Raw genomic sequence first — 21,085 nt, 5'->3', positions numbered from 1 at the left:
CCGACGAATTCACTCATCGCGGGAATCCCCGCGCCATCTACGGAGACATCAACATGACCCGGAAAATCGCCCTCGTCACCGGCGCCACGCGCGGCATCGGCCTGGAAACCGTACGCCAGCTCGCGCAATCGGGCGTGCACGTGCTGCTCGCCGGCCGCGATGCGGCCAAGGCCGCCGCGGCCGCGGCGAAGCTGCAGCAGGAAAACCTGCCGGTCGAAGCGATCGCGCTCAACGTCGACGACGCCGGCAGCATCGCCGCAGCCGCCGCCGCGGTCGAGCGCAGCCACGGCCGCCTCGACATCCTCGTCAACAATGCCGGCATCCTCCTCGACGATCTCGCCAGGGCGCCGTCCGCGCAGTCGCTCGACGTCTGGCGCAAGACCTTCGACACGAACCTGTTCGCCGTCGTCGCGGTGACGCAGGCGTTCCTGCCGCTGCTGAAGAAATCCGAGGCGGCGCGCATCGTCAACGTGTCGAGCATCCTCGGTTCGCTGACCCTGCACAGCGATCCGACCTCGGGCATCTACGGCTTCAAGGTGCCGGCCTACAACGCCTCCAAGTCCGCGCTGAACGCCTGGACCGTGCATCTGGCCTACGAGCTGCGCGACACGCCGATCAAGGTCAATGCGATCCATCCCGGCTACGTGAAGACCGACATGAACGGCGGCGAAGGCGAACTGGACATCTCCGAGGGCGCCAAGTCGAGCGTCGAGCTGGCGTTGATCGGCACCGACGGCCCGACCGGCAGCTTCACGCACCTCGGCCAGACCCTGCCCTGGTGATCGGCGGTCCGGCGAAGCGGCGGCGTACACTGCGCGCATGCGTCGCCGTTCGATCCGGATGCTGACCCTGCTGCTCGCCGCGCCGCTCGCCGCTTCCGCCGCGGAAGCGTTCAAGTGCACCGCGGCGGACGGCTCGGTCGCGTTCCAGGACCATCCCTGCGCGCGCGACGCACGCCAGCAACGCCTGCAATTGCCCGAGTACGCGCCGCCGCCGGCGCCCGAGCCGGATGCCGTCGTCGTGAACGCGAAACCGACGCCGGTGGAACCCGCAGTCCCACCACCGCCGCCGCGAGAGCCGCCGCCGACCTTCTTCCTGTGTACGCGCTACGACGGCAGCCGTTATTCCAGCGATAGCGGCATCGGCGCTCGCTACGCGGTTCCGTACGGCATGCTCGGCGGCTCGGGCCGCGGCCTCGCGCAGAACTACGGCGGCCGCGACGGCATCGGCGTGTCGGCGCCCGGCCTGCGCAAGATTCCGACCCTGCCCGCCGCCGAGGCGCCGTTCGCGACCGGCTACGTCGAGGTCGAGGACGAATGCCACCGCGCCGCGCCGCAGGAAGCCTGCGCCTACCTGAGCACGGAACTCGACGGCGTGCGCGACAAGCTCAAGCGCGCCTTCAGCGACACGCAGGCCGAACTGGAACGGCAGGAACGCCAGCTGCGCGAACGCCTGCGCGGCTGCTGATTCTCCGTCGCGGTCACTGCAACGCGAACGCCGCCGGCGGCGCGTGGCGACGCTCGTGTTCGAGCAGCCACTGCTTGGTCGGCAGGCCGCCGCCGAAGCCGGTCAGCTTGCCTGAGGTGCCGATCACGCGATGGCAGGGCACGACGATCGGCAGCGGATTGGCGCCGTTCGCCGCGCCGACCGCGCGGCTTGCCTGCGGCTGGCGGATGCGCCGCGCGAGTTCGCCGTAGCTGATCGTCTGGCCGTACGGAATGCGCACCAGTTCGTCCCACACGGTCTTGCGGAACGCAGTGCCGCGCGCGGCCAGCGCGAGGTCGAAAGCCTGCAGGTCGCCGGCGAAATACGCCTCCAGCTGCTCGATCGCGGGCCCCAGGAAGCGCCGGCTGCGGTTCCAGCCGGCCTGGATGCACGCGTCCTGGTCCGCGTTCGGAAAATCGATGTGACGCAGCCCTTCTTCGTCGGCGACCAGCAGCAGCCGGCCGATCGGGGTTTGCAGGGTGTCATAGTCCATGGTCGTCCTCGGCAACGCCGTTCAGCTGGCACGCCACAGCAGCATCACCGCGTACGCGCGCCACGGCCGCCACGCCTGGCTCAGGGTTTCCAGCTCGCGCGTCGAAAGCGTACGCCCCTGCCCGGCCGTGCGGCGAAGGATCAGGTCGGCCGCGGGGAACGCATCCGGCTGGGCCAGTGCGCGCATCGCGATGTAGTGCGCCGTCCACGGGCCGATGCCGGGCAGCGCGACGAGGTCGCGCTCGAACGCCTCCAGCGACTGCTCCGAGCGGAACGCCAGCCGTCCGTCGAGCACCGCCTGCGCGAGGCCGCGGATGGTCGCCGCGCGCGCGCGCGTGATGCCCTGTTCTTCCAGCGGCGCTTCGGCAAGTGCCTGCGGCGTCGGAAACAGCGCGGTCAGCCCGGCTTCGGCGCCGTCCGCGTATGGCGTGCCGTACGTTACTGCGACGCGTGCCGCCAGCGTTCGCGCGGCGGCGACGCTGACCTGCTGGCCGAGCACCGCGCGCACCGCCAGCTCGAACCCGTCCCACGCGCCGGGCAGGCGCTGGCCGGGCCAGCGCCGGATCAGCGGGCCGAGCAGTTCGCTGCGGCGGAACACCTCGGACAGATCGCGCGGATCGGCGTCGACGTCGAACATGCGGCGCACGCGTGCGACCAGCGCGCCGAGTGCGGCGCTGCGCGCGTGATGCACGCGCAGCGCGAGCGCGGCTTCGCCGCGGATCGGCGCGACGGCGAACCAGCCCGGCTCGCCGTCGGCCACGAAGCTGCGCCGATAGCCGTCCGCGTCGACGATTTCCACGCCCGGTATCGTGCGCCGCGAGTAGAACTCGAGCAGGTGCGCGAAGTCGTACGGCGCGCGATACGGCAGGCGCAGCTCGATGCTGCCGGCGACCGGGACCACGGGGTCGGCCACGCCGCTGCGCCGGCGCGACGGCGCGGCCTGCACCCGGCGCAGCTCACGCGGCGGCTTGCCGTAGGTGGAAACGAACGCGGCATTGAAGCGGCGCAGGCTCGCATAGCCGGACGCCTGCGCGATCGTCGTCATCGGCAGAGCCGTCTCGCCGAGCAGCTTCTTGGCGAACAGCAGGCGCCGCGTCGCCGCCACGTCGAGCGGGCTGGCGCCCAGTTCGTCGGCGAACACACGCCGCAGGTGGCGTTCGCCGACGCCGACGCGCGCGGCGAGTTCGGGCAGCGAGCCCTCGTCGAGCGCGCCCTGCTCGATCAGCCGCAACGCACCGGCGACGAGTTCGCTTTTCGCGCGGTGCAGCGCAGACCCGGGAGCCGCCTCCGGACGGCAGCGCAGGCAGGGCCGGAATCCGGCCGCCGATGCCGCCGCCGCGCTCTCGTAGTAGCGCACGTTGCGCGGCTTCGGCGACGGCGCCGGACAGACCGGCCGGCAATAGATGCCGGTCGAGGTCACGGCGATGAAGAACAGGCCGTCGAAGCGCGCGTCGCGCGCCAGGCGCGCGCGCTCGCAGACGCGCGGATCGAGGCCGGGAGAAGCAGGGGATGCGGACATGGCTTCATGCTAGCGCCGATCGCCGCGATCGACTCGCCGTTTTCGGCTGTCAATGGAAACGTATCGCCCCGGTGGCGGCTTCGGCATCGCCGGTCCGGACGATGCGCAGCGCAACCGCGCCGGCAGCGGCTCCGCGCGTGCGCGCGCCGCATTCGCGGACCGCATGCCCGACCGCCAGACGCAGCATCGCCGGTGCGATGTACGCGCGGTGCACCGGCCCGATCGTGGCCATGTAGAAGCGGCCGAAGGCATTGAGCGTATGCACGCGCGTGCCGAGCGTGCAGCGCATGCGGCCGTCGGCGAGACGCTCGACGCCGACGCAGGAGCGGAACACCAGATGCCGGTCGTCCGCGCCGAGGATCACTTCGGCGCGCGTGTCCGTCGCGTCGACGCACTGCGCCAGCACCGGGAAACGCCCGGCGAACGTACTGACCGGGTTCTCCGACAGCAGGGAGGACACCGGACAGCCGAGCGGCGACGTGCGCAGACCGAGGGGCGTGACCAGGGCGTTGCGGATCGCCATCAGGCGCGACACGCCGGGCGGGCGGCTTTCGAGGAAGCCGTCCAGCATTGCCGCGAGTGCGGCGCTCGCGGACGACGTCGCGAACTCGCCCGGCGCGACGGTCAGCTCGAACGTGTCCTGGATGCATGCGCCCGCCAGCTGCGTGTGCAGCAGCGATCCCTCCGGCACGCCGTCGAGTTCGCGCACGCGGCGCCCGTCTTCGTTCCCGCTTCGCGGCCGCAGCGACACGAACGCAGCGCGCAGGCGCGCGAATCCACGCCGGAGCGCGCCGCAAGATCGCACCCGCCGCGCTTGCGGCGCGGCGTCAAGCGCCAGCACGGTCGTCGGTACGCACGCCGCGTCGAACTCGGCGCTTTCCAGCACGGCGCGCACGCCGGCCGGCAGCAGTTCGGTCAGCACGGGGATGTCCGCCTCGCCGTCGAGCACGCGCCGGCGCAGCTCCGGCGCGAGTTCGCCGCCCAGTTCGTTCGCGTGGCACGACAGCGCGAACAGCGTCGGATGCCCCACGCCGGCTCGCAGCGGCACGAACTGATGCCAGGCGCCGCCGCCGAAGCGCACGGTGAACAGGCAATCCGCCGGCACGTCGACGTGATGCAGGGCCTCGACGAACGCGCGGGGATCGCGCTCGATCTGCTCGTCGGAAGCGGTCGAGAAGCGCAGGCGAGCGCCCGCGCCGCCGGCGATCGCGGTGAACATGCGCTGGCCGGCGTGGCGATGGAACGGATGCCCGTTCGCACCGACCGCGAAGGTGTACAGGGAGGTCGCGTCGCCGTTGGCGAAATCGCTGGACCCGATGCGCGCCGAAGGTTCGTCCAGCGCGTCGACGAAATGCTCGTGCCGGCTCTGCCGCGCCGAAGCGCCGGCGATCAGCCGGTCGCCGGCGCCGCGGCCGAGCGAGGCGATCAAGGTGACCTCGACCGGCAATCCGCCGCCGCGCGGGCGGATGCGTGCGGTCGGAAACGTGCGCGAAGCGTCGGCCGAAGTCATGACGTGGCGACGCCGTTCAACGCGACTTCGCGCGCGCGGCTCTCGCGCTTGAGCGGACCGGCCACCGGGCAGACCTCCGCCGCCCAGGCGAACAGCGTGTTCGCCAGTCGATCCGGAACCTGGCGGAAATAGACGAACTGCCCGCGCTTCTCGCGCACGATCAGGCCGGCCTCCTCCAGGATGCGCAGGTGCCCCGACAGCGCCGGCTTGCTGAACTCGAAGCGCGCGCCGATCTCGCCGGCGGTCAGCTCCCCCTGGTGCAGATAGGCGAGGATCTTGCGCCGTGCAGTGGATGCCAGCGCTTCGAAGACGCGCTCCATGAGAATTCAATAGTTAGGAAATTAGTTAATTATATTGTCGATGGCCGGATGCCCTGTCAAGCCGGACGATGGGGATTCCCCTCGCGGCGTGACCGAAGGTATCGTCCGCTCCGGATCGGGCGAGCGCCGATTCGCGTTCCACGCACGAGGAGGGTTCCGGTGAGCGCATTGGCCTGGTCCTTGGCCGTCCTCGCCGCCTCGACGGCGCTCGTCGGAGTCGTCTGCAACGCGGTCATCCGCAACACGATCGTGGCCATCCTGGCGTCGATCCTGTGCACGTCCGGGCTGTGGTGGTATTTCACGGCCCGCGACGAACCGCTGTGGCCGATCGCCGCCGTCGTCGTCGCACCGGTCATCGTCTTCGTCTCGGTGACGATGGGCATGCTCGGCCGGGCCGCGCGCAGGATCGACGGCGATACGTGACGCAGGCGGACTAGAAGCCGTAGCGCAGGAACCCGCCGTCGACGGCGATGCATTCGCCGGTCACGTAGCTGGCCGCCGGCAGGCAGAGGAAGGCGACTGCAGCAGCCACTTCTTCCGGTTCGCCGATGCGGCCGATCGGCGTGCGTTCGAGCACCTCGTCGAGGTAGTCCGGGTCGGCGAGCGGGCCTTCCGTGCGCTGCGTGCGGATGTACCACGGCGCGACCGCGTTCACGCGGATGCCGTCCTCGGCCCATTCGCAGGCGAGGTTGCGCGTGAGTTGGTGCAGCGCGGCCTTGGTCAGGCCGTACGGCGCGCCGGTGCGTACGTGGGTCAGGCCGGAGACCGAGCCGACGTTGACGATCGCCGCATTGCCGTGCTCGGCCAGGTGCGGATGTGCGAGGCGGCTCATCTCGAACGCAGCGAGCACGTTCGTCTCGATCAATGCGCGCACCTCGTCGAGCGAATAGTCCAGTGCGGGGCGGGTGACGTTGCCGCCGACGTTGTTCACCAGCAGCGACAGCTCGACGTCGAGATCGGCGATCCAGTCAAACACTTCCAGGCGCTGTTCGCGGTCGGACAGGTCGGCGGCGAACGCGTGGAACGCGCGGCCTTCGACGTCGTCTTCGAGTTCCGCGCGGGCGACTTCCAGCGCTGCCTCGTCGCGCGCGACCATCAGCACGTCGGCGCCGAGCGTGGCCAGTTCGCGCGCGCATGCGAAGCCGATGCCCTTGCTCGCGCCGGTGACGAGCGCGACCTGCCCGTCGAGCCGCCAGCGGGATGGATGGGTCATCGCGCGCTCCTCCGTCTTGTCCGCCAGGGACGTGCGGCGCAGACTGTAGCGAATCCCGCCGTGCGGAGCATGCGATGTCCCGTCCGATCGTTCTCGCCTTCTGTCTCGGCGCGCTGGCCGCGTGCTCGGCGCGCACCGACGAACAGGCCGCGAAGGCTTCCGAAAATGCGCAGGCGAAACCGAAGACCGTGCTCGACGAGCAGATGAAGGCGCTCGAGAAGGCCAAGGCCGTACAGCGCACTGTGGACGAGGCCGCGAAGGCGCAGGAAAAGGCCATCGACGAGAACGGAGGCTAGCGCGATGCCGGAAAACCTCTGGGGCTACCTGCTGGTCGGGCTCGTGTTCTTCGTGCTCGGGCGCATGACCGCCGGCCGCGGCGAGCGCAGCACGCGCACGAGCGCACCGGTCGCACCGGCGCCGCGCCCCTCCGCAGCGCCGCATCCGCTCGAACTGCCGGCCGATCTCGACGCGCAGATCCGCGAGCTGATCGACCACGACAACATGATCCAGGCGATCAAGCGCTATCGCGAGGAAACCGGCGTCGACCTGAAGACCGCGAAGGACGCGGTCTTCGAGTATCGCGAGCGCCTGCGCGGGCGCGGGCTGGTCTGATCGGCTACGGCAGTTCGCAGAAGCAGTGCGCGAACGCGCCGTAGCGCTTGCCGTGCAGGGATTGCGCGATGCCGGCCAGCTGGCGCAGGTCGCTCGCGCCGAAGAAGCCCGGCGGCAGCGAGACGCCGGCCCAGCGCACCACGCGCACCAGCGCTTCGCTGTTGCCGAAGCTCAGGGCCAGCCGCTCCCAGGCGCTGAGTTCGCGCTCGACGTAGCGCACCTGGTAGCCGCTGCCGAGATTGGCGCGCGCGGCCGCCGCGGCGACCGCATCGCCGAGCCCGCCGAGCTTGTCGACCAGGCCGCGCTCCTTCGCCTGGCTGCCGCTCCACACGCGCCCTTGAGCGATCGCGTCGATCTGCTCCGGCGTCTTGCCGCGCGCCTTGGCGACCTTGCCGATGAATTCGTTGTAGCCGCGCTTGATCACGCTGTTGAGGATCGCCTCGAGCTGCGGCGACAGCGGCCGGCGGATGTCGAGCGAACCGGCCATCGGCGTGGTGCCGACGCCGTCGGTGTGCACGCCGATCTTGGCCAGCGTTTCGGGCAGGGTGGCGAACAGGCCGAAGATGCCGATCGAGCCGGTGATGGTGGTCGGCTGCGCCCAGATCTCGTCGCCGTCCATCGCGATCCAGTAGCCGCCGCTGGCGGCGACGTCGCCCATCGACACGACCACCGGCTTGCCGGCCTCGCGCGTCTGCGCGATCTCGCGCCGGATCAGCTCGGACGCGCCCGCGTCGCCGCCCGGCGAGTTCACGCGCAGCACGACAGCCTTCACCTTGTCGTCCTCGCGCGCCGCGCGCACCAGCTGCGCGGTCGAGCGGCCGCCGATCATGCCCGGCTGCTGTTCGCCCGGCACGATCTCGCCCTGCGCGACGATCACCGCGACCGTCGGCGAGGCCATGCCGGGCAGCGCGTCGGGGCCGAGCGCGGCGAGATACTTGCGGAAGTCGATCTGGCGGAAACCGTCGTTGCCCTCGGCCGCGCCCTGCGCGCGCAGCAGCGCGCGCACCTCGGCGCGGGTCGCCAGCTGGTCGACCAGCTTCTGCTCGAGCGCGAGCTTGGCCAGGTCGCCGCCCTGCGCGGCGACGCGCTCGTCGTAGTGCGCGATGTCGTCGGCGATCTTCGCCGCGTCGACCTTGCGCAGGCCGGCGATCTCGCCGAGATATTCCTGCCACAGGCCGCCCATCCAGTAGAGGTCGGCCTCCTTGGCGGCGTCGGACGCCTGGTTCAGCACGTACGGCTCCGCCGCCGACTTGAACGTGCCGACCTTGATCAGGTGCACCTGCACGCCGAGCTTGTCGAGCGCGTCCTTGAAATAGCTGCGGTAGTTGGCGAAGCCTTCCAGCAGGACCGCGCCTTCCGGGTCGAGCAGGATGCGGTTGGCGTGCGCGGCGAGGTAGTACTGGCTCTGGCCCATGCCGCCCGACACCGCGACGACGTCCTTGCCGGCCGCCTTGAAGCGGTCCAGCGCGGCGCCGATCTCGCGCAGCGTCGACAGCCCGGCGCGGTCGATGTCGTCGGGCACCAGCACGAGGCGCTCGATGCGCGCGTCCTTGGCGGCCGCGTCGATCACGCGCAGCACGTCGCGCAGCTGCACTTCCTTGCTCTCGGTACCGGTCAGCCCGGCCAGCGCACGGTCGGCCGGATTGCTCGAATACTGCTCGACGATGGCGCCCTTCGGATCGAACACCAGCGCGGTGCGCGGCGCGAGCGTGGCGCGGCCGCCGAACACCGCCACCAGGAAGCCGATCAGCAGCAGCAGGAAGATCAGGTTGAAGACCAGGCGGCGCGTGAAGTTCAGCGCGTTCCACAGGCCGCGGAACAGGCGGCGGATCACGCCGGGGTTTTCTTTCGACATCGCATCGCTCCATGAGCCCTGTGCGAGACCCGGCGTCCTGCCGCGGTTCGCGCAAAACGGTCGCGGCGTGGCCGCGCCGACTCTTTCGCGGCGGGCATTCGCATGCCCCCCGCGACGGCAGATCCGTTTGCCGATGCGGAAACTTCCGACGTCATGCGCGTCGCCGCGCGCCTGCTCGACGAATCCAGCCTAACCGATATCGTGACGCCCGGCATGCTGCTCAAGTCATGCCCCGGCCGCTTCCGGCAAGGGCCGCCGGACGAGCCTCCAGAAGCGCCAGGTCAGCAGGATCGCCGCCACGCTGAGGCCGGCGATCAGCCCCACCCACATGCCGCGGGCGCCCAGGCCGTGCGGGAACGCCAGCCACCAGCCGACCGACATGCCCACGCCCCAGTACGCGAAGGTGGTGATCAGCATCGGCAGGCGCGTGTCCTTGAGGCCGCGCAGCGCGCCGTTGGCGACCGCCTGGATGCCGTCGGAGAACTGGAACACCGCGGCCAGCAGCAGCAGCTGCGCGGCGAGCGCGATCACCGTCGCGTCCTTGGAGTACCAGCCGGCGATCGTCGTCGGCAGCAGCGCCATCACGCCGCCGGACAGCGTCTGCGTCGCCAGCGCCAGCACGAAGCCGGCGGCACCGGCCTTGCGCAGGCCGGCGGCATCGCCGCGGCCGACCGCGTGGCCGATGCGCACGGTCGTCGCCATCGCGATGCCGAGCGGGATCATGAAGAACAGCGCGGCGACATTCAGCGCGACCTGGTGGCTGGCCACCGTGTCGGCGCCGAGCGTGCCCATCGCCAGCGTGGTCGCGATGAACAGGCTCGCCTCCATGAATACGGTCACGCCCATCGGCACGCCGATGCGCAGCAGCTCGCCGATCGCGCGCAGGTCCGGCTTGTCGAAGCGCGCGTACGGCGCGTACGGCGCGTAGCCCCGGTGCAGCGCGATGTACAGGCCGAACGCCAGCGTCTCCAGCCACAGCACGATGGCGGTCGCCAGGCCAATGCCGCCCGCCCCCATCTCCGGAAAGCCGAACTTGCCGTGCAGCAGCACGTAAGCGATCGGCCCGAGCAGCAGCAGCGACATCAGGCTGAAGTACATCGTCGGCCGCGTGATGCCGATGCCTGCGCTCATGCCGCGCAGGGTGAAGAACACCGCGATCGCCGGTGCGCCCCAGGACACGCCGCGCAGGAAGCGATCGACCTCGCCGAACAAATGCGGGTCCACGCCGATCAGGCGCACCAGCGGACCGGCACAGCGCACGCCGATCCAGCACAGCAGGCCGAGCGCCAGCGCCAGCCACAGCGCCTGCCGGAACATCCCGCCGACCTCGAGCGTGCGGCCGGCGCCGTACAGCTGCGCCACCGACGGCGGCACCGCCATCGTCACGCCGATCGCGACCACCACGGCGATCGACCAGATGCCGGCGCCGACCGCGACCGCGCCGAGGGTGACCGCGGCGTGGTGGCCGGCGAGCATCGCGTCGATCGCGTTCATGCCGACCGCCATCAGCTGGCTCAGCACCAGCGGCAGCGCGAGCACGGCGGTTTCCTTCAGCTCGTGCGCGAGGCGCGGCGGCCGGCGATGTAGAATGGAACTCATGCGCAATTCCTGGGCGCGTTCGGGCGCAAGCTTGAACCGACGGGTCGATCGGCGGACGCGCGGCGACGGACGAAGCGCGCGCAGGCACGCCGGGGCGAGCGGCGCGCAGCGCCCTCGCGAGATCGGGGCGCAGCCGCTTCGCAAGACGACAATTGTATCGGAAGCCGCGCCCGGCGCGCGGCGGCCGCTTCGCGTGGAGTGGGAGTGAACGTACCGGCATGAATAGCGAATCCGCCGCCGCACCGGTCGTCCCCGCCGCCGCTCCCGTAGCCGCCGAAGCGCACAAGCCCTGCGCCAACTGCGGCGCGCCGATGTACGGCCCGTTCTGCTATGCCTGCGGCCAGCCCGAGAAAGGCATGGTGCGGCATCTGGCCAGCGTGATGTCGGACGTCGCCGACACGATCTTCAACGTCGACTCGCGCATCTTCCGCAGCATCGCGCCGCTGTACTTCCGGCCCGGCTTCCTGACCACCGAGTACTTCGTCGGCCGGCGCACGCGCTACGTGACGCCGTTCCGGCTGTTCTTCTTCCTCTGCGTGATCTCCTTCTTCGCGATCCAGATCGCGCTGAACCTCAACGACGCCAAGTTCGACCTGCTCAAGATCGCGCAGAACCGCGGCAACATCGAGCAGGCGCTCACCGAAGCGGAGCTGGACAAGAACCTGCAGGACGCCCTCTCCCGCCTCGAGGACGCACGCAAGGTGCCCGAGATACCGGCCGCCGACGCGGCCGAGCTCGACCAGGTCATCGCCAACCTGCGCCAGCAGGCCGACCAGCGCCGCGCCTGGATCAAGCGCAAGCAGGAGGCGCAGGCCAAGGGCGAGCCGCCGCCGCGCGATCCGAACGAGGACACCGACGACCTGAGCTTCGACGGCACGCCGTGGGATCCGTCCAGGCATCCGATCGCGGTCGGCTGGCTGCCGGCGTTCGCCAATGCCAAGCTCAACGAAATGGCGATGCGCGCGCGCGACAACATCAAGGCCGCGCGCAACGATCCGCGCCACCTCGTCGCGGGCATCTTCTCGGTCCTGCCGCAGACCCTGTTCGTGCTGATGCCGCTGTTCGCGGTGCTGCTGAAGATCGTCTACATCTTCAAGCGGCGGCTGTACATGGAGCACCTGATGGTGGCCCTGCACAGCCATGCCTTCATCTTCCTGTCACTGCTGCTGATCGCCCTGCTGAGCCTGCTCAAGAGCGCCGTCGGCGCCGGCGGGCTGCGTCCGCTGGTCTCGCTGGCGGAAGCGGCAGTGTGGACCTGGCTGCCGATCTACCTGTTCCTGATGCAGAAGCGCGTCTACCGCCAGGGCTGGTTCATGACCACGTTCAAGTACGGCCTGATCGGAATCTCCTACCTGATCCTGCTCTGCTTCGGCCTCGCCGGCGCCCTCGTCGCCACCTTGACCCTGGCCTGAATTCCGCCCCGGCGGACCTGCAGCCCGCACCATTGCTGGAGGAACGAGCGCCTCCCCCCGTGTCAAGCGGTTGTGCACAGGCGGCAAGCGCCGGCCCGATCGCCCGAGCCGATGCCAAAAGCAGCACTTGTGACATTCGCTGTAACAATCCAAGTCATTGAAATCCAAGGCTCATTACAGATTGATTAAAGATTCGCCAACCCGAGTCCCGCGGCCCAACGACGCGCTTCACGGCCCCGCTGCGGCTCACTCGTCCACAGAGTTATCCACATTTGCTGTGGATAAGCGAAAAACCCTTTTCACGGCACCCGCTTAAGGATTCTTTCTGAAAGTTTCATGAGAAACCGGCTGCAAGCCGCAGCGGCTGGCTCCTGCGCTCGGGCTACACTCGCTGCGGCGCCGTTCGCGCCGCCCGTTCCGCCATGACTCCGATCCTGCGCATCGCCCTGCCGGTCCCGCTGCACGGCTGGTTCGACTACCGTTCGCCGACGGCCGTGCCGCCGGCTCCGGGGAGCCGCGTGCTGGTGCCGTTCGGGCGCCGGCGCGTCGTCGGCATCGTGCTCGAGGCGGTGGCGACCTCCGAGGTCGGCGACGGCCAGCTGAAGACGGCCGAACGCGTGCTCGACGAGCACCCGCTGCTGACCGCCGAGCTGATGACGACGCTGCGCCGCGCCGCGCGCTACTACCAGCATCCGCTCGGCGAGGTGCTGCAGGCCGCGCTGCCGGTCGCGCTGCGTTCGGCGCGCGAGCTGCCCGAGTCCGGCGCCCCCGCCCTGCGGCTGACGCCGGCCGGGGAGGCGGTGCTGGCCGATCCCGGCCGACGCCGCGGCACGCGCATCGACGCACTGCTGCAGGCGCTGGCCGGAGGGGCCCGCACGACCGCCGATCTGGAGACCGGACTCGGCACGGTCGCGACGGCCGCGCGCACGGCGGTCGCGCGCGGCTGGGTCGAACGGCAACGGCTCGCCGCCGCAGCCGCCGTGCCGGCGGCCGTCGCCGGTCCGCCGCTGAACGAGGAGCAGCAAGCCGCGACCGAAGCGATCGCCGCGGCCGACGGCTATGCCCCGTTCCTGCTCGACGGCGTGACCGGCAGCGGCAAGACCGAGGTCTATCTGCAGGCGATCCGCCGCTGCCTCGAACGCGGCCGCCAGGCGCTCGTGCTGGTACCGGAGATCGCGCTGACGCCGCAGGCCCTCAAGCGCTTCCGCGAACGCCTCGGCGTCGAGGTCGCGGTCCTGCACTCGGGCCTGGGCGAGACCGAGCGCGCGCGCGCCTGGCTCGCCGCCGCACGCGGCGAGGCGCAGGTGATTCTCGGCACGCGTTCGGCCCTGTTCGTGCCGCTACCGCGCGCCGGCATGATCGTCGTCGACGAGGAACACGACGCCTCGTACAAGCAGCAGGAGGGCTTCCGCTACCACGCGCGCGATCTCGCCGTGCTGCGCGCCAAGGCGCTCGGCGTGCCGGTCGTGCTCGGTTCGGCGACGCCGTCGCTGGAGAGCCTGGCCAACGTCGAGGCCGGCCGCTACCAGCGACTGCGCCTGCGCCACCGCGCCGGGCTGGCGCAGCCGCCGTCGCTGCGCGTGGTCGACCTGCGCCGGCAGCGGCTGCAGCACGGCTTCGCGCCGGTCACGCTGGGAGCGATCGCCGACTGCCTCGCGCGCGACGAGCAGGTGCTGGTGTTCAAGAATCGCCGTGGCTACGCGCCCGTGCTGCTCTGCCACGACTGCGGCTGGAGCGCGCAGTGCCCGCACTGCGAGCGCGCGATGACCGTGCATCGCCGCGACGGCCGCCTGCGCTGCCACCACTGCGGCTACGAAAGCGCGCCGCCGCGCGCCTGTCCCGACTGCGGCGGGCTGGCGCTCAACCCGCTCGGCCAGGGCACCGAACGCCTGGAGGAAGCGCTGGCGGAGCGCTTCCCGCAAGCTCCGATCGTGCGCGTCGACCGCGACACCACGCGCGGACGCCGCGCGCGCGACGCGCTGTTCGACCGCCTGCCGGACACCGGCGCGCGCATCCTGGTCGGCACGCAGATGCTCGCCAAGGGCCACGACCTGCCGCACCTGACCCTGGTGGTCGTGGTCGGCGCGGACGAAGGCCTGTTCAGCGTCGACTTCCGCGCGGCCGAACGGCTCGGCCAGCTGGTGGTGCAGGTCGCCGGCCGCGCCGGCCGCGCCGAGCGGCCCGGCGCGGTGATCCTGCAGACGCACGATCCGGCGCATCCGCTGCTCGCGGTGCTGCTCGACGGCGGTTATCGCGCGCTGGCGACGCAGCTGCTCAAGGACCGCCGCGCCGCCGGCCTGCCGCCGTTCGCGCATTTCGCGCTGCTGCGCGCGGAGGCGAAAAGTCCTCAGGCGCTGGATGCGTTCCTGCGCGCGGCGATGGCGAAGATCGATGCTAACGGCCTGCTCGCGCACGGGCCGCTGGCCGCGCCGATGCCGCTGCGCGCCGGCGCCCATCGCGGCCAGATCCTGCTCGAAGCGGCCGTGCGCGGCGAACTGCAGGCGTTCCTGCCGCGCTGGCTCGACGCGCTGCGCGAGCTACCCGGCACGCGTGCCGTGCGCTGGTCGATCGACGTCGACCCGGTCGATCTGTACTGAGCCGGAGCTTTCCGAAAGTCGGTTCCGCAGGACGCGGAGGGAAGGAGCGAAAACGATCGTCCTCTTCCTCCGCGTCCTCTCGTCTTCGCGAGAATCCGGTTCTTTCCGAGCCGCCCGCTCAGGGCGCCGCGTCGAAGCCGTCGCTGAAGATGACGTCGCTGCGCTCGCCGCGGTTGAACAGCACCGAGATGTTGCCGTTCTCGCGATTGGCGGTGACCGCATCGGACAGGCCGTCGCCGTTGAAGTCGGCGACCGCGACCGCGCCCGGCAGCGCGCCGGTGGCGAACGTGGCGTAGGTGTCGTAGCCGCCCGAGCCGTCGTTGAGCAGCACCGAGATCGTGTCGTTCTGCGTATTGGCGGTGACGATGTCCGGCTTGCCGTCGCCGTTGACGTCGGCCATCGTCATGCCCCACGGCCACGGCTTGTAGTCGTCCAGGCTCTGCGGCGGGAAGATCGGATAGTTCATCGCTTCGGCGTAGCCGCCGCTGCCGTCGCCGACGAGCACCGACACGCTCTGCGCGGTGGTGTTCAGGGTGACCAGATCGACGATGCCGTCGCCGGTCACGTCGATCGCCTCGACGCCGACCGGCCCGAGATCGGTGCTCACGTGCGTCGCCGCGGCGAAGCCGCCGGCGCCGTCGCCGGCCAGGATCGACAGGTCACCGTAGACCGTGTTCGCGCTGATCAGGTCCGGCTTGCCGTCGCCGGTCGCGTCGGCGATGGCGATGCCGTGCGGATCGCGCAGCATGCCGTCGGAGGCGAGCGGCAGCACGAGCGCCGCGGCGAAGCCGCCCTGCCCGTCGCCGGCGAAGAACGAAATGCTCTCGTTGGAGACGTTGGTGTTTGCGGTCGCGACGTCGGGCTTGCCGTCGCCGTTGGCGTCGCCGATCGTCACCGCGTAGGGGCTTTCCCAGCTGCCGCCGGCGCCGAAGTCGACGGCCGCGGCGAAAGTGCCGTCGCCGTTGCCGCGCAGGAACGAGATGCTGCCGCCGCCGAGATTCGCGCTGACCAGATCCAGGTGGCCATCGCCGTCGACGTCGCCGACCGCCAGACCCGTCGGCGCGTCGCCGGTGGGATAGTGGACCGGCGGCGCGAATCCGCCGCTGCCGTCGCCGAGCAGGACCGAGACGTCGTTGCCGAACGCGTTCGCGGTGGCGACGTCGGCGTGACCGTCGCCGTCGAGATCCGCGGCGATCACCCAATGTGGGAACTCGCCGGCGGCGAAGTTGGCGGCGAAGCCGAACGCGCCGTCGCTGTCGGTCGGCAGCACGGAAATGCTCGGCGACACCGCGTTCGCGACGACGATGTCGCCGCGTCCGTCGCCGGTCACGTCGGCGACGACGACCGGGCCGGGTCCCTGCCCGACCGGACGGTTCACCGCCGCGGCGAAACCGCCGGAGCCGTCGCCGGCGAGCACGGAAACCGCATTGGCGTTCGGCCGCGACACCACGATGTCGAGCTTGCCGTCGCCGGTGACGTCGGCCAGCGCGACGCCTTGCGCGCGACCCTGGCCGTCGCCGGCCGGCATCGACTGCGCCGGCGCGAAGCCGCCGCTGCCGTCGTTGCGCAGCAGCGCGACCGAGCCCGGCAGTTCCGGCGGCGGGAATTCCTGGCCGCCGGTTTCGGCGTTCGCCACGACCAGATCCGGATGGCCGTCGCCGTCGACGTCGCCGACGGCGAGGCCGAACGGCTCGGATTCGGCGCCGACGGCGATGGCCTGCGGCGCGGCGAACTGGCCGCTGCCGTCGCCGAACAGGATCGAGACTTCCTTGGTGCCGGGATTCTTCACGGCCACGTCGAGATGATCGTCCGCGTCGAAGTCGGCCACCACCGGCGAGCTGGGCCAGTCGCCGGCCGGCGAATTCACCGCCGCGGCGAAACCGCCGGACCCGTCGCCGGCCAGCACCGCGACGCTGCCACTCTCGCCGTTGGAGACGACGAGGTCGAGCTTGCCGTCGCCGGTGACGTCGCCGAGCGCGACGCCGGTCGGCTGGCTGCCGCTGCCGACGTCGAGGATCTGCGGGTCGCCGAAGCCGCCCGCGCCGTCGCCAGGATAGACGCGGATCTCGGCGGCGTCGTAGCCGACGACGGCGAGATCGGCGTGGCCGTCGCCGTCGACGTCGCCCAGCGCGACGGCGATATTGCCGGCCGGCTGGTTCAACAACGGAATCGTCAGCGGATCGGCATAGCCGCCGCCGGTGCTGAGCAGCACCGACACGTCGCCGCTCATCATGTTGCCGAGAACCAGGTCGACCACGCCGTCGCCGTTCAGGTCGGAGGTGGCGAACGATGCTGCGAAGCAGCAATTGGGATAGTGCATCGCGGCGGGCGCGAAGTCCGGCGCCTCGACGCCGCCGGCCTGCGACGCCGCGCCGATCGCTAGCGGCGCGAACGCCAGCCGGACGACCTTCTCGTGCAGAAACTTCATCAGCGGTGACCTGCGCACACAGCGTGTTTTCATCGGGGACTCCTGCAGACGGATGACGACGCGACGGCGACCGCGAGGGTCGCCGCGTCTGCGGGCGAGTCTGCGCGGCACGGCCGCGCCGTCCACTCCAAGGGCGTTCCAATCGCATGACAACGACACGGGGAAACGACTCCCGCCGCGTTGCAGACGGGCGGCGGACGTGGATCGTCGCTCAGCGCGAGCGGTCGCTCAGGCGCAGGGGACCGCCGTTGCCGGTGGTGCGCAGCTCCAGCAGCTCGGTCGAGATCGCGCGCTCGCCGGCCAGCGCCTGCGCCTGACGCAGCGCGCTGAACCACGGTTCGCGCTGGTCCATGGCATGGAACAGGCGCAGCTGCAGCAGCGCGCAATCGAAGTCGCGCGCGGCCCACGGCGCGACACGGCCGATCACCACCGCCGCCTGCGCGCGTTCGCCGGTAGCCAGCAGGACCGGCGCGTAGGCGCGCGCCACGGCGACGATCTCGGCCGGCACGCCGCGCCGGTCCGCGCTCACGGCGGCAAAACGGAACCAGCGCAGCGCGCGCGCGGAATCGCCGGCGTGCTGCGCCCATTCCGCCATCGCCAGCGCGTCGGTAACGACGCCGGGAACGTCGGCGGCCTGCTCCGGCGGCTCGCGCCGGCGTTCGAGCAAAGCCTCGGCCGACGCCTCCTCGCCGAGCGCGAGCAGCGCGCGCTGGCGGATCAGCACGATGCCGCTGCGTTCGTCGTCGGCGCCGCTGCTCGGCCACTCGGCGAGCGCCGCGGCCGCTTCGTCGGCGGCGGCGCGCCAGTCCTCGCGCACCGCGGCGAGTTCGGCGCCGAGCGCGCGCAGCCTCGCCAGCAGCACGCGGTTGCCCGAGTTCGTGCCCGTGCGCGCCTGCGCCAGCGCCGCGGCGGCTTCGCGATGGCGGCCGCTGCCGATCAGCACCTGCGCGCGGTTGAGCAGCAGGTCCACGCGCTGGTCCGGATCGGTGATGCGTTCGCGCAGCGCCCAGCCGCGCTCGACCGTGGCGGCGGCTTCGTCGCGCTGCAGCATCGCCAGTTGCGCCTGCACGATGCCGGTCAGGCTGAGCAGCAGTTCGTGCAGGGCTCCGAACGACTGGAACCGGTCGGCCGCCGGCAGCAGGTAGCCGAGCGCGGCGGCCGGGCGGCTGCGGAACAGTTCGAGCAGGCCGAGGTTGGCATCGACGCGCGCGACGCCGACCTGGTCGCCGGCGCTTTCCAGGTCGGTGCGCGCGGTGCCGAAGTCGGCCAGCGCCTCGTCGTAGCGCCGTTCTGGCACGCGGCTGTTCGCGCGTCCCGTCAGGGCCTGGCCGATTTCCAGCGCGTCGCGCCCGGGCGTGAGCAGCGCCAGCGCGGCGTCGTAGTCGTGGCTGCTCTGCTCGAATTCGCCGCGGCGCATGCGCACCACGCCGCGCGCGATCAGCACCTGGCCGCGGAAGCGCGCGTCCTGCGCGGCTTCCGGCTGCTTCAGCACCTCGTCCAGGCTCGCCTCGGCCTGATCGAGCTGGCCGGCGCGAAAATCCACCAGCGCGAGCCGGTAGGCCAGCCGCGCCGACGATGCGGCGAGCTCCGGCGAGGCGGTGAGGATCTCGCGCGCGGTGTCCAACTCGTTGGCGAGCATTGCCGCGCGCGCGCGCTGCAGGGTTTCGTCGAGCGTGGCGTCGCGCTCGCCTTCGGCTGGCACGCTGCGGCCGAGCGCCGCGAGCAGCAGATCGGCCGCGCCGCGCATCGCCTGCACGGGATCGCGACCGGTGAAGCGCACCGGCACCGCGATGCCGCTTTCCGGCGCTGCGGCGAGTTCGACCTGCCAGCCCGAAGCGCTGCGCGTCGCCCGCCCGCGCACCAGCAGGCGCGCGCCCGTGGCCTCGCGCAGGTTCGGCGGTTCGCCGCCGGAAGCCGATTCCGGCGCCGACTTCAGCAGCGCCAGCACGCTCTCGCTGGCCGGCGCGCGCAGTCCCGCCTGGCGCAGGCGATCGGCGACGAGGTCCATCGCGCCCAGGCGTATCCACGCGTCCTCGCGCAGGCCGTCGACCTGCAGCGGCAGCACGACGACGCTGTCGGCATGCGTGCCGATGGAGCGTTCCGTCGGCACCGGCTGCGCCAGGCCTTCGGACGGGCGATGCGCGGAGAGCGCCAGCCAGGCGGCTGCGGCAATGAGCAGCGACGCGGCGAGCGCGGCGAGCAGAGCGAAGCGCCGGCGCGGCAAGCGGATGCCGGCGGAAGACGCCGAGGCGATCGTCTCGCCGGAGGGTACAGCGGCGTCCGCCGGCACGAACGTGGGCTCGGCCGCGTCCGCGCCCCCCGCGGCGGATTCCTCCACGACCACGCGCACGTCGGCGACCCAGCGATAGCCGTAGCCGGCGATCGTGCGCACGACGCGCTGCGTGTTGCCGTCGTCGTCGAGCGCGCGCCGCGCACGCAGCACGACCTGGCCGAGCTGCGCATCCGACACGTTCGAGCGACCGAACACCGCCTCGACCAGTTCGTCACGGCCGACCGCGCGCTCGCGATGGGCGAGCAGGTGCTCGATGCATTCGAAGGATCGTCGCGGCAGGTCGACGCGCTGCCCTGCGCGCCACAGCTCGCGCGCGGAAGGGTTGAAGCGGAACGCCCCGAATTCGTATACCTCGACGGTCATCCGGCGAGGTTAGCGCGAGGGTCGCGCAGTGGCGAGTCGGGCCGCCTCCGGCTCGCTCGTACCGGAGGCGGCCCCCTCGGGGCGCCCAATGCCGCGGAGCTCTCGTTCGACCCGTGGGGAAGTCGAGCGAACGAGTGAAGCAGGACACCCCTCCCACAAACCGCCGTGGCGGTCGAAGCTCATAGACGCAGGCCGGCGGTATAAACGGCCATATCTCATCGACGGCCGTCGCTCCACTGGGTACCGGCGCAATGCGATCGGGTTGCGCCGGCGCGAAAACGAAGACGGCCCCGCGAAGGGGGCCGTCGATCCGGGGGCGTCGGCAGCGCCCGCAGGGCGCCGCCGGCGATGGCGCTGCGCCGTCTCAGGCGACGAACAGCGCGCGCATCTTCTTCATCGCATTCGCCTCGATCTGGCGGATGCGCTCGGCCGAGACACCGTACTCGTCGGCCAGCTCCTGCAGCGTCGCCTTCTCGCCGTCCTTGAGCCAGCGGCGCTGGATGATGTCACGCGAGCGGTCGTCGAGCCTGACCAGGCCGCGGTGCAGCGTGTCGAGGCTGGACTCCTCCTCGGACTCCGACTCGACCATGCCGTACGGATCGGCCGAGTGGTCGATCAGGAAGGCGGCCGGCGACGGACGCTCGTCCTCGTCGGCGTCGACCGGCGTGTCGAACGCGACGTCACGGCCGTTCAGACGCGCTTCCATCTCCAGCACGGTCGCGGCCGGCACGCCCAGTTCACGCGCGACGGTGTTGACCTCCTCGGCGTTCATCCAGCCCAGGCGCTTCTTCGACTTGCGCAGGTTGAAGAACAGCTTGCGCTGCGCCTTGGTCGTGGCGACCTTGACGATGCGCCAGTTGCGCAGGATGAACTCGTGCATCTCGGCGCGGATCCAGTGCACCGCGAACGAAACCAGGCGTACGCCCTGGTCCGGATCGAAGCGCTTGACCGCCTTCATCAGGCCAATGTTGCCTTCCTGGATGAGGTCGCCGACCTGCAGGCCGTAGCCGGAATAGCCGCGCGCGACGTGCACGACGAAGCGCAGGTGCGCCAGGACCATCTGCTTGGCGGCGTCGAGGTCGGCTTCGTCGGTGTAACGCCGGGCGAGGTTCTGCTCCTCTTCCTGCGTCAGCATTGGAATCTGGTGAACTGCACTTACATAGGCTTCGAGGCTGCCCAAAGCACTCGGAACCGGGAAATTGCTGGCGACCAGGGCGTTGCTCATGATGAACTCCCGATTGACTATGCATGCTAGCACTCGGGTCCTTGGAGTGCTAAATGCCTTCAGAGTTCCGGCGCTGCTGCGCTCGGGATACTGTACTGACAGTTATAGTACCGAAAAGTTCGTTAATTGCACGTGATTTGTCGTTTATCTGACGCGCCGCAG

The 21,085-nt window shown here is 70.9% G+C and carries 17 protein-coding genes; 7 read left to right on the top strand and 10 right to left on the bottom strand.

Translation table 11 applies throughout. The features are described from left to right. Window positions 1–53 precede the first annotated feature (53 nt). On the top strand, window positions 54–782 hold the full coding sequence (locus ACFO6Q_RS05820) for an SDR family oxidoreductase (RefSeq protein WP_380019626.1): 729 nt from the start codon (window positions 54–56) through the stop codon (window positions 780–782). Between the two features lie 37 nt (window positions 783–819). Beyond that, entirely contained in the window at window positions 820–1,467 is a 648-nt protein-coding gene (locus ACFO6Q_RS05815) for a DUF4124 domain-containing protein (protein ID WP_380019625.1), read from the top strand. Window positions 1,468–1,480: 13 nt separating this feature from the next. Here the strand turns inward: ACFO6Q_RS05815 and ACFO6Q_RS05810 are convergent, their stop codons facing one another. Genes ACFO6Q_RS05810 through ACFO6Q_RS05795 form a run of 4 tightly spaced genes read right to left on the bottom strand, consistent with a single transcriptional unit; the run spans window position 1,481 to window position 5,326 of the window. Beyond that, a complete protein-coding gene (locus tag ACFO6Q_RS05810) occupies window positions 1,481–1,978 on the bottom strand; it encodes a methylated-DNA--[protein]-cysteine S-methyltransferase (RefSeq protein ID WP_380019624.1) in 498 nt (165 codons plus the stop codon). 21 nt (window positions 1,979–1,999) lie between these two features. Beyond that, a complete protein-coding gene (locus ACFO6Q_RS05805; protein ID WP_380019623.1) occupies window positions 2,000–3,496 on the bottom strand; it encodes an AlkA N-terminal domain-containing protein in 1,497 nt (498 codons plus the stop codon). Window positions 3,497–3,545: 49 nt separating this feature from the next. Beyond that, window positions 3,546–5,006, bottom strand: coding sequence for a DUF2867 domain-containing protein (locus ACFO6Q_RS05800; protein WP_380019622.1), 1,461 nt, complete (start codon window positions 5,004–5,006; stop codon window positions 3,546–3,548). Further along, on the bottom strand, window positions 5,003–5,326 hold the full coding sequence (locus tag ACFO6Q_RS05795; protein ID WP_380019621.1) for a metalloregulator ArsR/SmtB family transcription factor: 324 nt from the start codon (window positions 5,324–5,326) through the stop codon (window positions 5,003–5,005). Before ACFO6Q_RS05795 ends, ACFO6Q_RS05800 begins: the two co-directional genes overlap by 4 nt. A 159-nt stretch (window positions 5,327–5,485) precedes the next feature. On the opposite strand from ACFO6Q_RS05795, the gene ACFO6Q_RS05790 reads away from it, so the two are divergent. Then, window positions 5,486–5,749, top strand: coding sequence for a hypothetical protein (locus ACFO6Q_RS05790; protein WP_380019620.1), 264 nt, complete (start codon window positions 5,486–5,488; stop codon window positions 5,747–5,749). A 10-nt stretch (window positions 5,750–5,759) separates the two neighbouring features. Here ACFO6Q_RS05790 and ACFO6Q_RS05785 read toward each other — a convergent pair whose 3' ends face one another. After that, complete coding sequence (locus ACFO6Q_RS05785; RefSeq protein WP_380019619.1) at window positions 5,760–6,539, bottom strand: SDR family oxidoreductase; 780 nt, start codon at window positions 6,537–6,539, stop codon at window positions 5,760–5,762. Window positions 6,540–6,613: 74 nt separating this feature from the next. Here ACFO6Q_RS05785 and ACFO6Q_RS05780 point away from each other — a divergent pair, with 74 nt between their 5' ends. After that, entirely contained in the window at window positions 6,614–6,835 is a 222-nt protein-coding gene (locus ACFO6Q_RS05780) for a hypothetical protein (RefSeq protein ID WP_380019617.1), read from the top strand. 4 nt (window positions 6,836–6,839) lie between these two features. Continuing rightward, on the top strand, window positions 6,840–7,151 hold the full coding sequence (locus tag ACFO6Q_RS05775) for a hypothetical protein (RefSeq protein ID WP_380019616.1): 312 nt from the start codon (window positions 6,840–6,842) through the stop codon (window positions 7,149–7,151). Window positions 7,152–7,155: 4 nt separating this feature from the next. Here ACFO6Q_RS05775 and sppA read toward each other — a convergent pair whose 3' ends face one another. Next, the gene (gene sppA / locus ACFO6Q_RS05770; RefSeq protein ID WP_380019615.1) at window positions 7,156–9,006 is read right to left on the bottom strand and encodes a signal peptide peptidase SppA; all 1,851 of its coding nucleotides are present in this window, start codon (window positions 9,004–9,006) and stop codon (window positions 7,156–7,158) included. A 225-nt stretch (window positions 9,007–9,231) separates the two neighbouring features. Further along, window positions 9,232–10,605 (bottom strand): MATE family efflux transporter, encoded by a 1,374-nt coding sequence (locus ACFO6Q_RS05765; protein ID WP_380019614.1) that lies wholly within the window; start codon window positions 10,603–10,605, stop codon window positions 9,232–9,234. Window positions 10,606–10,823: 218 nt separating this feature from the next. On the opposite strand from ACFO6Q_RS05765, the gene ACFO6Q_RS05760 reads away from it, so the two are divergent. Continuing rightward, window positions 10,824–12,017: a DUF3667 domain-containing protein gene (locus ACFO6Q_RS05760; RefSeq protein ID WP_380019613.1), complete on the top strand. Its 1,194-nt coding sequence runs from the start codon at window positions 10,824–10,826 to the stop codon at window positions 12,015–12,017. A 422-nt stretch (window positions 12,018–12,439) separates the two neighbouring features. After that, window positions 12,440–14,614, top strand: a complete 2,175-nt coding sequence (locus ACFO6Q_RS05755; protein ID WP_380019612.1) for a primosomal protein N' — start codon at window positions 12,440–12,442, stop codon at window positions 14,612–14,614. A 118-nt stretch (window positions 14,615–14,732) separates the two neighbouring features. Here ACFO6Q_RS05755 and ACFO6Q_RS05750 read toward each other — a convergent pair whose 3' ends face one another. The 3 genes from ACFO6Q_RS05750 to rpoH form a co-directional block, all read right to left on the bottom strand. Next, a complete protein-coding gene (locus ACFO6Q_RS05750; protein ID WP_380019611.1) occupies window positions 14,733–17,075 on the bottom strand; it encodes an FG-GAP repeat domain-containing protein in 2,343 nt (780 codons plus the stop codon). Between the two features lie 178 nt (window positions 17,076–17,253). After that, window positions 17,254–19,698 carry a winged helix-turn-helix domain-containing protein gene (locus ACFO6Q_RS05745; protein ID WP_380019610.1) on the bottom strand — a complete coding sequence of 815 codons (2,445 nt, stop codon included), beginning with the start codon at window positions 19,696–19,698 and terminating at the stop codon, window positions 17,254–17,256. A gap of 364 nt (window positions 19,699–20,062) precedes the next feature. Beyond that, window positions 20,063–20,923: an RNA polymerase sigma factor RpoH gene (rpoH, locus tag ACFO6Q_RS05740; protein ID WP_380019609.1), complete on the bottom strand. Its 861-nt coding sequence runs from the start codon at window positions 20,921–20,923 to the stop codon at window positions 20,063–20,065. Window positions 20,924–21,085: the final 162 nt, after the last annotated feature.

Origin of the sequence: Dokdonella ginsengisoli (assembly GCF_042652785.1) — a bacterium.
GTDB classification, from domain to species: domain Bacteria; phylum Pseudomonadota; class Gammaproteobacteria; order Xanthomonadales; family Rhodanobacteraceae; genus Dokdonella_A; species Dokdonella_A ginsengisoli.
The sequence above is the reverse complement of the archived record's forward strand: the minus strand, read 5'-3'. Positions and strand labels throughout refer to the sequence as shown.

Excerpts from the sequence above, each read along its gene's own strand:
- rpoH (WP_380019609.1), bottom strand. The coding sequence starts at position 20,923 with ATGAGCAACGCCCTGGTCGCCAGCAATTTCCCGGTTCCGAGTGCTTTG.
- ACFO6Q_RS05815 (WP_380019625.1), top strand. The coding sequence starts at position 820 with ATGCGTCGCCGTTCGATCCGGATGCTGACCCTGCTGCTCGCCGCGCCG.
- ACFO6Q_RS05755 (WP_380019612.1), top strand. The coding sequence starts at position 12,440 with ATGACTCCGATCCTGCGCATCGCCCTGCCGGTCCCGCTGCACGGCTGG.
- ACFO6Q_RS05775 (WP_380019616.1), top strand. The coding sequence starts at position 6,840 with ATGCCGGAAAACCTCTGGGGCTACCTGCTGGTCGGGCTCGTGTTCTTC.
- ACFO6Q_RS05750 (WP_380019611.1), bottom strand. The coding sequence starts at position 17,075 with ATGAAAACACGCTGTGTGCGCAGGTCACCGCTGATGAAGTTTCTGCAC.
- ACFO6Q_RS05810 (WP_380019624.1), bottom strand. The coding sequence starts at position 1,978 with ATGGACTATGACACCCTGCAAACCCCGATCGGCCGGCTGCTGCTGGTC.
- sppA (WP_380019615.1), bottom strand. The coding sequence starts at position 9,006 with ATGTCGAAAGAAAACCCCGGCGTGATCCGCCGCCTGTTCCGCGGCCTG.
- ACFO6Q_RS05820 (WP_380019626.1), top strand. The coding sequence starts at position 54 with ATGACCCGGAAAATCGCCCTCGTCACCGGCGCCACGCGCGGCATCGGC.
- ACFO6Q_RS05765 (WP_380019614.1), bottom strand. The coding sequence starts at position 10,605 with ATGAGTTCCATTCTACATCGCCGGCCGCCGCGCCTCGCGCACGAGCTG.
- ACFO6Q_RS05745 (WP_380019610.1), bottom strand. The coding sequence starts at position 19,698 with ATGACCGTCGAGGTATACGAATTCGGGGCGTTCCGCTTCAACCCTTCC.
- ACFO6Q_RS05800 (WP_380019622.1), bottom strand. The coding sequence starts at position 5,006 with ATGACTTCGGCCGACGCTTCGCGCACGTTTCCGACCGCACGCATCCGC.
- ACFO6Q_RS05795 (WP_380019621.1), bottom strand. The coding sequence starts at position 5,326 with ATGGAGCGCGTCTTCGAAGCGCTGGCATCCACTGCACGGCGCAAGATC.
- ACFO6Q_RS05805 (WP_380019623.1), bottom strand. The coding sequence starts at position 3,496 with ATGTCCGCATCCCCTGCTTCTCCCGGCCTCGATCCGCGCGTCTGCGAG.
- ACFO6Q_RS05760 (WP_380019613.1), top strand. The coding sequence starts at position 10,824 with ATGAATAGCGAATCCGCCGCCGCACCGGTCGTCCCCGCCGCCGCTCCC.
- ACFO6Q_RS05780 (WP_380019617.1), top strand. The coding sequence starts at position 6,614 with ATGTCCCGTCCGATCGTTCTCGCCTTCTGTCTCGGCGCGCTGGCCGCG.
- ACFO6Q_RS05785 (WP_380019619.1), bottom strand. The coding sequence starts at position 6,539 with ATGACCCATCCATCCCGCTGGCGGCTCGACGGGCAGGTCGCGCTCGTC.